Annotated in this window: 10 protein-coding genes; all 10 read right to left on the bottom strand. The window is 44.9% G+C overall.

Going from position 1 to position 12,285, the window contains the following annotated elements; all coding sequences use genetic code 11:
• Positions 1-60: 60 nt before the first annotated feature.
• Entirely contained in the window at positions 61-591 is a 531-nt protein-coding gene (locus IEY46_RS06565) for a GNAT family N-acetyltransferase (RefSeq protein WP_229750107.1), read from the bottom strand.
• 38 nt (positions 592-629) lie between these two features.
• Positions 630-1,625 carry a phosphotransferase enzyme family protein gene (locus tag IEY46_RS06560; RefSeq protein ID WP_188990282.1) on the bottom strand — a complete coding sequence of 332 codons (996 nt, stop codon included), beginning with the start codon at positions 1,623-1,625 and terminating at the stop codon, positions 630-632.
• A gap of 454 nt (positions 1,626-2,079) precedes the next feature.
• On the bottom strand, positions 2,080-3,018 hold the full coding sequence (locus tag IEY46_RS06555; protein ID WP_229750106.1) for an NAD(P)-dependent oxidoreductase: 939 nt from the start codon (positions 3,016-3,018) through the stop codon (positions 2,080-2,082).
• Between the two features lie 446 nt (positions 3,019-3,464).
• Complete coding sequence (locus IEY46_RS06550) at positions 3,465-3,995, bottom strand: MgtC/SapB family protein (RefSeq protein ID WP_188990280.1); 531 nt, start codon at positions 3,993-3,995, stop codon at positions 3,465-3,467.
• Between the two features lie 6 nt (positions 3,996-4,001).
• Positions 4,002-5,504, bottom strand: a complete 1,503-nt coding sequence (locus tag IEY46_RS06545; RefSeq protein ID WP_188990278.1) for a sulfatase family protein — start codon at positions 5,502-5,504, stop codon at positions 4,002-4,004.
• 132 nt (positions 5,505-5,636) lie between these two features.
• Positions 5,637-7,208, bottom strand: coding sequence for an extracellular solute-binding protein (locus tag IEY46_RS06540; protein WP_188990276.1), 1,572 nt, complete (start codon positions 7,206-7,208; stop codon positions 5,637-5,639).
• Between the two features lie 123 nt (positions 7,209-7,331).
• Positions 7,332-8,204 carry a carbohydrate ABC transporter permease gene (locus IEY46_RS06535; RefSeq protein ID WP_188990274.1) on the bottom strand — a complete coding sequence of 291 codons (873 nt, stop codon included), beginning with the start codon at positions 8,202-8,204 and terminating at the stop codon, positions 7,332-7,334.
• A 14-nt stretch (positions 8,205-8,218) separates the two neighbouring features.
• Positions 8,219-9,175, bottom strand: coding sequence for an ABC transporter permease (locus tag IEY46_RS06530; RefSeq protein ID WP_373288768.1), 957 nt, complete (start codon positions 9,173-9,175; stop codon positions 8,219-8,221).
• A gap of 100 nt (positions 9,176-9,275) precedes the next feature.
• Positions 9,276-11,069, bottom strand: coding sequence for a sensor histidine kinase (locus IEY46_RS06525; protein WP_188990272.1), 1,794 nt, complete (start codon positions 11,067-11,069; stop codon positions 9,276-9,278).
• 12 nt (positions 11,070-11,081) lie between these two features.
• Entirely contained in the window at positions 11,082-12,140 is a 1,059-nt protein-coding gene (locus tag IEY46_RS06520) for a response regulator transcription factor (protein ID WP_188990270.1), read from the bottom strand.
• Positions 12,141-12,285 lie beyond the last annotated feature (145 nt).

The following is a 12,285-nucleotide window of genomic DNA, read 5'->3' as shown; positions in this document are numbered from 1 at the left end:
CTTATACGGCAAACAGGCCAATCGGGGAATCCCGATTGGCCTGCCGTCGATCCATAATGGCTATTCCATCTTGTTTTGAGTTATTGGGCTTTTTGTCATATACAACGCCAAATCATGTCCTACCTCGACATAACTGCCCAGCTCGGGCGGCTCGCCGTGATACATAATTTCCCTGCCGTCAGGGATATATCCTCTTTTGGCATAGATTCTTTGCGCATTTCCATAACTGGAATAAAGGCCAACTCCGATCCCTACGATTCCATAACGGTCAAACGCGATTTGCTCGACGGTGTCCATTAAAGCATTGCCTATTCCAAGTCGGCGCAAAGGTGGTACGACATCAAAATTATTAATCTCCGGAATGCCCTGCTCAGCAAAGAAGGGATAATACGATTTGGTTAAAAGATGCAGCCAGCCGGCAAATCTGCCGTCGTATTCGGCAATAAGCGTGATCCGTTCTCCCGTTTTGTTTCCTTCCCAACAGGTTTGAACATATTCCAGCGGTTTTCTGATGTCATGCTCCGACAGTTCCTGATATACCTTGGCCACATCGGTTTCTGCCATTTGCCGGATTTTAATTTCGGGGTTCATGCGTAACCTCCTCCCTATCAGTCATATCTTCCTGCTGCTTACGCAAAATCGATCGCCAGAAAAGGCAAATCATGTTCAAGATTTCTTGTTGTCGTCTCGATCATTTCTTTCGACCAGGGATGCAGATCATTTAAATCCAGACTGCGGAAAGCGCCCGAATATACCAGAATTTCACGGAGTCTGAGGAACATCGGCATCCGCTTCAGCCACAACGCGTCAAGCGTATTCTCCCGGGCATACCCGTCCATAAAATGATCGTAAAACCGCTTCGCTGCCCGATCCCGTTTCTCTTTGCCATCGCTCGGAAGGGGTGTCACATAGAACAGCGGATTGGCGATATCCGCCACATACCAATTGTATTCACATTCATCAAAATCAAAAAGGGTCAGCTCGCCGTTATGAGCATGGAAATTGTTCAGATGGATATCCCCATGAATCAAGCCGAAACAATCCGGATCCCGAGGCAATGAATGCAGAACGTTCAGAAACTGATTGGTTTTCTCTATCACATGCGTATAGGGAGCAGGAATATAATCCGCAAATTTGCTCAGGTAATGATTTCCATACCAATTCTTCCGCTGCAAGCATCTCTTGTCAGCCGGGAATTTTTTTGATAAAGCGTGAATTTTCCCAGTCATGCGGCCCAGCTTCCGGATCATATCGTTGTTTTCCAGATACGTCATATAGTCAGGCTTGCCGCCGGCCGCTTTCTCAAAAGCAGTCACCACAAAATAAGAATCGTCAAGCTTCACCCTACCCGCAAGCTTGCCGTCAATCGAAGTGATCGGCGCGGCCGCATTCACCCCGTGGCGAACCAAATATTGAATCCATTTCAGCTCGGCCTCCGTCATTTCCAACGACCGATGGGAGCTGTGGGCTATTCTTAAAATATACGCTTGCAAATCCCGCTCCGCAAGATAAACAAAATTTTGAAACCCGTGCAAGTCGGTCAACCCGCCATGATCAAATCCATACATGCCTGCGGCTTCCTTCAAGATTGAATCGTTTAACAAAGCCCTCATTGTCTTTTCCACGTGGATTCCTCCCCATAAATTCTTATTGAGAATTCAGGTTCAAAATCTCCTTTTCTTCGATCGGTCGAAGCAGCAATAAACATTTCCCATTGCTAGACATGCTGTTCCTCCTTATCCGGCGTAATAAGAAGTAATTCGATCCCGGCCAAAAATCCCCTCTTTCCAGCTGAGTGTGAGCCGAATTTGCCCGTCAGTTGGACGGCTTCCGCTCTGAACATTCCCTTAATGAGTAAAAGCCAGCTTTTCTCCTCAGGAGTCAGCTGGCTGTATATCACATCATGACTAGTATATAGAAGATGGCCGCTACCGCAAAACGATAGAACGCAAAAGATTCCAGACGAAGGCATTTGATCAGCTTCAGAAACGTGTCCACTCTCATGGATCTCTTATCTCGCAAAATCGTTGGAGGGGTCATGAGCGACCGTTGTGACGCAAGTCGATCTGACAATTTCGATTATGAACGTTTATTCCGCCGCACCGGACTGATGGTCTCGAATGCACGAAAAGGGCTATCCTCGCCGTAGCCATCGTTAACCATTTGATCTAATAAAGCTTTATTGGGAGCCAGCCACTTGGCAGATATATCCAATTCCTCGCTTGCTTTTATAATGTGTCCAAGCGCTAACCGGTTGGTATTGATATTCGACACCTCTGTGGCATAATCACCCTCGTCAACTTCACGCGCGGCATCAAGGGACGAAAATAACGGTAGAATCACGTTGTTAAACCACGCAGCCGCGTAAGGCTGAAATTGTGTCGCGGAGATGTTCGCCGTACTCAGCATGGCTTGCGCGTGTAGCATACCTTCTCCGGTTCCATAGAGTATCGTCAAGAGCGCCAAGTTATACAGCATGGGAACACCGGGATCATCACTTAGATAGGTAGTGTTGCCCCCAAGGAGCTTTAACAACGGCTCGTGTGCCTGGAAGAGGTCCTGTTGTCCACCATAAAAGAGAAGGGCATCGGACGCTCCAATCATCTGTGGAACGGCCATGATCGCCCCGTCCAAATAGTCGACACCGCAGTCGATAGCCCACTTTGCAGTCTTGCGGGCGTCGTCCGGTGTTCCGTTGGTAAGGTTAATGAGTACACGCCCTGAGAGTTCATTACCCAGGGGAGCCAGAAGCTCATCCATAACTTCATAGGTAGACAAGCAGACAACCACCACCTTGCTCGCAGACACCGCTTCAGATATTGTCTCAGCACGAACCGCTCCCAGATCGACGAGGTCATCGGCTTTCCCTGCAGAACGGTTCCAGACGGTTGTTGAGTGGCTCCCCTTCAAGAAAGCGGCGGCCAGCGCCTTGCCCATGAGACCTAAACCGATGACGGTCACCGGTGAGCGGTCGTTGCTCATTGTTATTGCTTCATCTCTATCTGATAATCGACTCATATTGTTTCCTCCTTATATGGTTAGGTTTCATTACCCTCAAAGCAAATTCTAAAGTATGACACTAGTGTAAATGTCAACACTTTATGAAAAGTGATGTCCGATAACGAGGAGAAGGGATTCAAAGCGTTTGTGAAAAATCTCATAAAAATAAAAAAGACTTTTTCCGTAGAACATGCCAACGCTCCATTGCGGCTAAGTCTGAAAGTGATCGTGGTAAAAACTGCAGAAAAGGCACATAAAAAGATTGCGGTTTAATATTACAGGCAACTGGGCTGAAGGCACATGATTAACGATTATCTGATCTAACAAACCTATTAAGCTTTCATTTGAATCCAGTTTCCTTAATAAACTGATATGTGCTTTTTCTCCATAAATGACATGAATGATGCTCAATAAAATCAAGGATAATGCCAACCGCCAGCTTCAATGGCTGATCCTCCTTTGGTTTAAAGCTTTAATTCCCAGTCGAATGGAATAGGATCCGCCTTTTGCTGTTTGCGTTCTAGTTTTCTTTCCAGAAAGCTTCCGATTTTTGAAATCACCATGGATGTAATCATGGCAAAGATGGTAAATTCGTAAAAGCCTGCACCAATTCCAATTCCGATCCCACCTGAAAAAAAAATCATGGCTGCTGAAGTTAATCCTTTCACTTGTAAACCGTCTTTTAGAATAACACCGGCTCCGATAAATCCAAGTCCTGTGACAATTTGTGCCGCAAGGCGCATTGGGTCCATCATCGTTGATTCAAAATCTCCACTGTACTGGGCAGCACTATGTATAGAAATAATTGTGATTAAAGTACATGACAATGTAACATATGAATAGGTTTTGACACCTGCCGGCTTGTGTTTGTTTGTTCGACCCCAGCCGATAAGCAATCCGAGGATTCCGCTTATAATAATACGTAAAAAAATTTCCCTATTATCAAGCCAATTCTGAGATAAAAGGTCAATCGATATGACATCCAGTACATTCATCGTATACTACCTTTCATGAGATAAAATGTTCTTGACCTTTTCCAGAGGATTAAATGAAGGCTTCCCTTCTGATTGAAGGCCAACTAAGTTAATTTGTCCTCTTCCCGACACGCCTGAGTGACGTCCGTCTTTATCAGGATCGGAATACTTAGAAAACCATAATTCCATCTGATGCTTCAACTTTGCGACTAAATCATCCTGATCTGGCGAGTCTAGCTTTGCATTCTGTTTATCGAGCAAATTGTATTTCTCACCCGGATCTTGCGTTAAATCGTACAATTCACATGGCCCTAGCGGATAACGATGAATATATTTCCATTCTTTTGTCCGAATCATTCGCGCAGCACCCAACTCATCAAATACAAAGACAGATTCTTCATCATCTGACGATGTGCCTTGCATGATGGGACCTAGGCTCCTTCCAGGCATCTTCTCTTCTGGTGTAAAAGTAACGCCGGCATGGTCTAATAATGTAGGCATTACATCATAACCGCTTACTAGCGCACTGCTTACAACCCCTTGAGGTATACGGCCAGGCTGGCTGAAGATCGCTGGGACTTTGACAGAAGTATCATATAGATTGTGAGGGTACGTTGAGTTGCCTTTGCCCCAAATGCCGTGATGACCACAGTTAAATCCGTTATCTCCGGTAAATATAATAAGTGTGCTTTCTGAAAGGTTTAATGACTCAATTTTCTTTACAATCTTGCCAAGATTGTTATCTACTGCAGTAATCGAAGCATAGTACCCTTTAAGATGCTCTTTGACGTCGATGGGTCGTGTCCTCTCTGGCGATGCAAGTGAGTCACTGTATTGCAGAGTAATGGGATATTCTTGACCCCATTCGTGAGTCGGATCTTGTGGGCAGCTTTTAAACTCGCAATCATCATAAGAAGCTACAAGATCCCCAGGATGTTGATCAATATACGGACTATGCGGTGCAGTATAGTGAATGCTTATATAGAATGGATTGTCATGCTGACTTTGACTGTCGATGAATTCAAGCGCATCCTCAGTTATGACATCCGTTAGATAACCTTTGGTTTCGACAACGTCACCTTCCCTTACCATCGGTATATCGTTGTAGGACGATCCAGAAGCTCTGTGCACAAACCAGTGCGAGAAGCTCTTCTGCGGCTTCAAGCTATCACCTAGATTCCACTTCCCTGATATCCCGCATACATAGCCGTTCTCAGCCAAATAATCCGTATACCCTTTATGATCCTTTAAATATTCGATTGCTTGCCCTTCGTAATGCATATTCCCAACCTTAATCCAATCCTGAACGCCATGACAGGAAGGTATTTTCCCTGTCATCAACGAAGCTCGTGAAGGGGAGCATACCGGCGAGACGCAAAAGAAGTTTTCAAAACGTACACCTCTATCCGCTAATGCGTCCATATTCGGTGTTCTGATCTCGTCGTTTCCCGCACACCCCATCGCCCAGTGCCCCTGATCGTCAGTCAAAATAAATACGATGTTCGGCTTATTCTTATCTTTGCTAGCCATATCCCGTTCCCACCTTACTTCGATTTCACTTCGTAACAGGTACTTATCGACTTGAAACCCAAAGAGAAAACACACTTCAGCCTGGTCATCATCTTTCGACCAAGTGGAAGTGTGCTTAACCCGTGTAATTACCTAGTCAATCGGCAGGTATACTCCATCCTTGCTATTGTAGCGTTCGGTCGCTTCTTCGATAAGCCCGGTTCCACCGCGCTTCTTCCATTCTTCAATCACATTGGGCCAGTTCGTAATTGGTTCTTGCCCATAGATCATTTTCATAATATGCTCCATGATGAAGTCGGAATCGCCCGCCAAGTCAGGATTTTTCTGAATTCCTTCCAGCGGCGGATCGAATTCAATCGAACCGCGGCCTTCCTTCACCAGTTCATTCGTCAGCCAATCGATAACTGGCTTGGATGCGGGATCGATTAGTTCTCTTGGCTGGTAAGACTTCTCGTTAATCCACCATAAGTAATGTTGATGGAATTCTTGTCGGTTAATCTCTTCTGGTTCTGTAGGCAGAGTATAGTTGATCTTGCCATTTTCCTCCGTATACGTTTTTCCTTCAATCCCATACGTATGGAATTTTGCGCCTTCCTCAGACACTTGCCACTCAAAGAATTTGATAATATTCTCCGCTTTCTCCTGAGACACTTTGCTATTCACCATGATCACCGAAACGACGGGACTGCCTTCCGGTGGTCCTCCCTTGCCGTCCGGCCCCACTGGGGACATTGCATTGATAAATTCTCCCTCGGCATTCAAGTCCAATAATTTGGCATTCACAGCGTTCAGCGATGCCGGTCCGAGCATAAATAAGCCGTGCTTATTGGTGTATACGTTGTTGGCCAGATTGTTTGCATTATTCGTCGTAAATTCCTTGCTGATTAGTTCCTCGTCAAGTAACGTCTTGTAAACATTCAACGCTTTCATCATGGCATCCACTTTGAAAAACTTTGGAACTACCTGGCCATCGATTAATTCATATTGTGTAGGGTGGACATCATACGCCCCAAAGAATTGCTTCGACTGCCTGAATTTATCTTGAGCCAGCATTGGTACTTCCACGCCATTTTTCTTAAATGCCCTCAGCATGTCCAAGTATTCGTCCACTGTTTTCGGTACTTCGGTGATCCCAGCTTTCTCCATAAAATCTTTTCGAATATAGGTAGCTTCGCTGTTCGTAACTGATCTCCAGGCAGGGATCCCCATAATCTTGCCGTCAAGTTTGACTCGATCCCATGCCGCCTGTGGGATCTTCTCCAGCAAGGTTTGACCATGCTCCTTCAGCAAGTCGTCCAGTTCCATAAACACTCCTGCCTTAGCTCCTCCAGCAAGCGCCGAATCATAAATTCCCCCTCTCGCAAGAACCACATCCGGGATATCCCCTGAACTCATCAATAACGTCATTTTTTGGTCAAAATCCTTATCTAGAATCAACTGGATATCCAGATCAGTTCCCGACAGCTTTTCCATCTCCATTACATATGGATCCTTATTGATATCAGTAAGCGATTCAACATACTGCCCGCGGCCGGTAAAGACCAGAGAAAATTTGGCTGCCTCCTCTTGCTGAGATGGATCTGCACTCTTCTTCGGATTTCCGGTCCCCTCATTATTTCCATTATTCGAACTGCTGCATGCCGACAATACGCCAGACGCGAGGACCATTGAAACCGCTGCCAAAAGCACTCTTTTCTTACTCACTTCTACTCCCCCAATGTTTCAATATTATGAATATCGCCAATATTCTTTATTTACTCTAATGCCATGCAGACGAAAGGTACATTGTTTTTCTTTATGATTTCTGGTTTTTTTTTAGGTGATGGCTTACGATTTGATCGAGCCAATGAGCAATCCCTTAACGAAATAGCGCTGCAAGAACGGGTAAACGATAATCATAGGAAGCGCCGATACGAGAACGACGGCCATCTTAATCCCTTCTGGCGTCATCTGACTGATATCGATGGACACACCCTCTTGCATAACCATACTTGCATTGGAAATAATCTCTTGAACCTTCACTTGCAAAGGATAGAGCTTTCGGTCATTAATAAAATAAACAGCAGATGTATAGTTGTTCCAATGATTGACTGCATAAAACAAGCCGATCGTCGCCATCACCGGCTTGGTCAACGGTAGGACAATCCCCCACAAAATGCGAGCTTCTCCGCAGCCGTCCATACGCCCGCTGTCTATAAGTTCGGAAGGAATTGACTGGAAGAACGAACGCATGACAAAGAAGTTAAACGCGCTAATGGCACCGGGAATAATTAAGACCCAAAGCGTATCGAGCAACTGGAGCTGCTTTATCCATAAATAGACCGGCACCAGCGGGGCGCTAAAGATCATCGTAAACATAATAAACAACAGGATTACGCGGGAACCCCGATACTCCGGCCGTGAAAGCGGGTAGGCAAGTGAAGACGTCATCACCAGATTGATCATTGTCCCAACAGATGCCAGAAAGATAGAAATCGCAAACGCTCTCCAGATCGTTTCGTTGTGAAGCACATAATCATAATTAATTAGCGTAAAATTGACCGGCCACAATAATACTTTGCCGTTCAGAATTGCATTAGCTCCACTGAACGATTGTGCCCATACATTCACAATCGGTATGATCGAAACGCTTCCGACTAATCCAAGGAATATCACATTAAAAAGCTGAAAAATGCGCATTCCTTTTGTAACTTTTCTCATTTGATCCTCACCTCCTAATACAAGCTCTCGCCAGTTGCTCTACGGCTGATTGTATTTCCGAGTACAAGTAACAACAACCCTACAACAGACTTGAACATACCTATGGCGGTTGTATAGCTTAGTTGCATATCAAGCAAACCTACCCGATAAATATACGTATCCAAAATATCTCCACTGGAAATATTCAGTGTGTTCAGAAATATATAGACCCGCTCAAAACCAAAGTCTAGGAAGTTGCCAATCTGCAGTAGAAATAAAATGACAATTGTCGGCAATAGCGATGGAACGGTGATCGATATCGTCTGCTTCCAACGATTCGCTCCGTCCACCTCGGCGGCTTCATACAATACTGGATTAATTCCTGCGATCGCGGCCAAATAAACAACCGTCCCCCAGCCCGTGTCCCGCCATATCCCTGCGCCGACAAGGACTTCGCGAATATATTTCGCATCTCCCAGGAAGAACAGCCGTTCAAGTCCGAACCAATCACGAATATGATTCCACAGTCCTTGATCAACACCAAGAACGGCCATGGAAATACCTCCTATAATGACCCAGGAAAGAAAGTGGGGCATGTAGATGACCGTCTGAATGATACGCTTGTACATCAGTAAGCGAATTTCATTCAACAAGAGTGCGATGATAATCGGGGCAGGAAATGCAAACAACAAGTCATAAAGGGCGATAAGTAACGTATTTTTTAGTATTCGCAAGAAATCCATATACTGGAACATTCTTTGGAAATGTTCCAGTCCCACCCACTCACTTCCCGAGAAGCCCTTAAAAATATTATAATCCTGAAAGGCTATAACAACGCCAGCCAACGGAATATACTTGAATATAATGAAGTAAATGATTCCTGGCAGCGATAGCAAATACAGCATTTTATGCTTCAATATATAGCGAAGCAATGGTACCTCCTGAATTTGGCGAGCGGGCGGGCGATCAGCTGTTGCGGGTTGTGATTTCAAAAGATATGCCTCCTTCTTTATTTTGTCTCCCTATCTTATCGCCTGCCAACCCGCCAGAACAGGAATTCATTTTATCCATCATGGTTTTTTTTTAGGTCATTCAATAGAAGGTATCCCTGCCTTCAAGGTACATTCGGATCGTGACCATCGTCCCCTTGCCTGGATAGCTATCGATGGATAGTCCATATTGTTCACCCTGGGCCATCTGGATGCGCCGATGTACATTTAACAGCCCTATACTGTCCCCGAGTCTTCCCTGCGGAATTTTATTGGAAAGTTGCTTCGACAGCAGTGTTGATCTTATTTCCGCTAGCTTCTCTGCGGATATCCCTGACCCGTTATCCTCTACCGTCATGCAAAAATCGTGCTCATCTATCCAGGCATGTATACGAATTCGATGTTGCTCTGCGATTCTCTTGCGGAAGCCATGCTCGAATGCGTTCTCGATAAGCGGTTGCAGCGTAAATCGCACCATCTTCTCTAGTAACAATTCAGACGCGATATCCACATCGATTTCAAACTCATGCTCCATACGATGGTTTAGAATAATCAAGTAATTCCGAACATGGTTTAGTTCGTTCGCAACCGTAATCTCATTCAGATTCATATGAAGTGCATAACGCAGCATAAAAGCCATAGCATCAACGATTTCTCTAATTTCATTGGATTCTTTAATTACTGCATAACAATTGATCGTCTCAAGGGTGTTGTATAGGAAATGCGGATTAATCTGCAACTGCAGAGCTTGAAACTCTGCACGCTGGCGCTCAAGCTCAGATTTATATACCTTCTCGATCATTTCTGAAAGCCTCTTCACCATCTTGTTGTAGCTTTGGATCAGTGACCCGATCTCATCCTTTCTCACCAACTTCGGGATCATCTGCCAATTGCCCCGCTCGGTCTGGCGCATGCCTTCTTTCAATATCTTGATTGGCTTGGTGATGGATTGGGCAATACGGAAAGCCATCAATAAACCAAGTACCAAAGCGAATCCTCCAACACTAATCACGACATTCCTTACCACGGTTGCAGGCAGTCGCAGCTCCTTCATGGGTACGGAAACGACAAGTTTCCAGCGGGAATAAGGGGAATAATTCCATACATTCATATGCTTTGCTCCTGATTCATCAGTTACGATGATAGAACCTTCGTCACCCTGTAAGGAATCGGCGATAAATGCAGGGACCGGTTGACCGAATTGATCTTCGTCGGGATGGAATATATAACGCCCCTCCGAATCCACAATAAAAAAATAACCCCCATGCCCAAGATCGATTCTCTCCCACAACGTCGATAACTCCGCAACATTGATTTCTATGGCCAACACACCGTTGTAATCAAAGGACGAATAACCGCGAAAAGGACGCACCAGCGTAATAACGCGTCGATCCGATTCCGGTCTTAAAGCCATGTTGAGAATATGCATTCGGCTGTTGTTTTGTATAATATCAGCGTACGTATCATACAATTCTCTGGGATTGTCAATTTCATAATAAGGGGCAACATAATTGTTTTCAAGAATATAACGACCGTGTTTACCGAGTAAATAAATGGAATTCATATGTGGAAAATGCTCGAATGCGGTGGCGATCGCGTCCCTTTTGATCGCATTTAAATACGTAATGTAGGAGTAGCTGTCCTTTGGATCTATATCCAAAAAACGCTTGACACTATCATTCGTTATGAGGACATTCCCGGCTCGCTCGTAGCTTTGTAAATACAATTCGGTCTGATTGACCGTACCGCCAACGATCTGCCGCAGCCTGCTTTCCTGTTGTTCATCCAACACCTTCGATGCAGCCACATAGGAGTAAATGCCAACCAGCGACAATGTAACTACAATCACGATGGAGAAATACAAAATTAGTCGTCGCGACAAAGAGAAATGATTCATTGCATGCACCTCCTAATCGATCCCGAGCTTTGATCGATACTCTGTAGGAGAGATACCAAACCATTTCTTAAACGTCTTGGCAAAATGTGAGTAATCCGTATAGCCGACCTCTTCCGCGATATCGTACATGCGGTGCGAAGCATTATGCAGCAGTCGTTGTGCCCTTTCCATCCTCTTCTTCATACGAAAGTGCACGAATGTCTCCCGGGTCGTTTGTTTGAAGAGCTGGCTGAAATAGGAGGGATTCAGCCCCAAATAAACAGCCACCTCCTCCAGCGAAACTTCTTTATTTAAATGCGACTCAATATAGTCCTTGGCCGCTTTGATGGGGTCAATAACGTTCCCCTTACGCTTACGCTGCAAATCTTGAAATATCGAAAAGATCGATTGTTCAAAATGCGCACATACAAGTCCTTCATCCAGCATCGCGTTCGAGGCTGACACCAAATTAGGCACTTTATCGAATGGGTATATGTCCTTCTGATTAAGAAGCTTGTTTACACGATCAAGTCCGTCTTGATACAGCTGGATAAAGTCTTGCATTGTCAGATGAAGTGTGACGGTATAGCGCTTCCAATCAGTTAGACACGAATGCAAGTTGTCCTCATTCAAGTACCAGATCGCATCACTGATCCGTTCCATGCCGATATCAAATTCCAACATAGAAAGGCTTATTCTTGCTTTCGATATTCCGACGCCGTCGATCAACTTATCCAGCACTCTGCCGAACTCATCTGATCGGACCGGCTTAAGTAAGAATTCCTTGACACCATAGGATAAACATTTCTGAGCATATTGAAATTCCCCGAAGCCCGAAATGACGACGACTTGCAAGGGCCAACCTTGCTGCTGAATGATTTTGGATAGTTCGATTCCATCCATATCAGACATACGAATGTCTGTAAATACAAAGTGAGGAAGTGATTCCTTTATACGCTCAAGCGCTTCTTCTCCAGAAGAAGCAATGCGAATCTCAGCGATCGGACGGCCACTCACTTCTACCATCTTCTTTAAACCCTTGCGAATGATCGGTTCATCATCGACGATCAGCACATCATAGCCCTTTTCCATTCAAAATCGCTCTCCTTCTCTAATTCACGTTACTCATCATAATTTACCTAGCAGATTTGCTCCTTTATTGTAGACGATCCGAATAGCATGCGTGGAAGGCACAAACTTGCTAATGAACCCTATAGCTGCCAACCACGGCAAAGGG

This window comes from Paenibacillus nasutitermitis (assembly GCF_014641075.1).
Classification (GTDB): Bacteria; Bacillota; Bacilli; order Paenibacillales; family Paenibacillaceae; genus Paenibacillus_Z; species Paenibacillus_Z nasutitermitis.
The sequence above is the reverse complement of the archived record's forward strand: the minus strand, read 5'-3'. Positions and strand labels throughout refer to the sequence as shown.

Bases quoted from the DNA above. Each gene is read 5' to 3' on its own strand.
- IEY46_RS06565 (WP_229750107.1), bottom strand. From the start codon at position 591: ATGAACCCCGAAATTAAAATCCGGCAAATGGCAGAAACCGATGTGGCC.
- IEY46_RS06555 (WP_229750106.1), bottom strand. From the start codon at position 3,018: ATGAGTCGATTATCAGATAGAGATGAAGCAATAACAATGAGCAACGAC.
- IEY46_RS06550 (WP_188990280.1), bottom strand. From the start codon at position 3,995: ATGAATGTACTGGATGTCATATCGATTGACCTTTTATCTCAGAATTGG.
- IEY46_RS06545 (WP_188990278.1), bottom strand. From the start codon at position 5,504: ATGGCTAGCAAAGATAAGAATAAGCCGAACATCGTATTTATTTTGACT.
- IEY46_RS06535 (WP_188990274.1), bottom strand. From the start codon at position 8,204: ATGAGAAAAGTTACAAAAGGAATGCGCATTTTTCAGCTTTTTAATGTG.
- IEY46_RS06525 (WP_188990272.1), bottom strand. From the start codon at position 11,069: ATGAATCATTTCTCTTTGTCGCGACGACTAATTTTGTATTTCTCCATC.
- IEY46_RS06520 (WP_188990270.1), bottom strand. From the start codon at position 12,140: ATGGAAAAGGGCTATGATGTGCTGATCGTCGATGATGAACCGATCATT.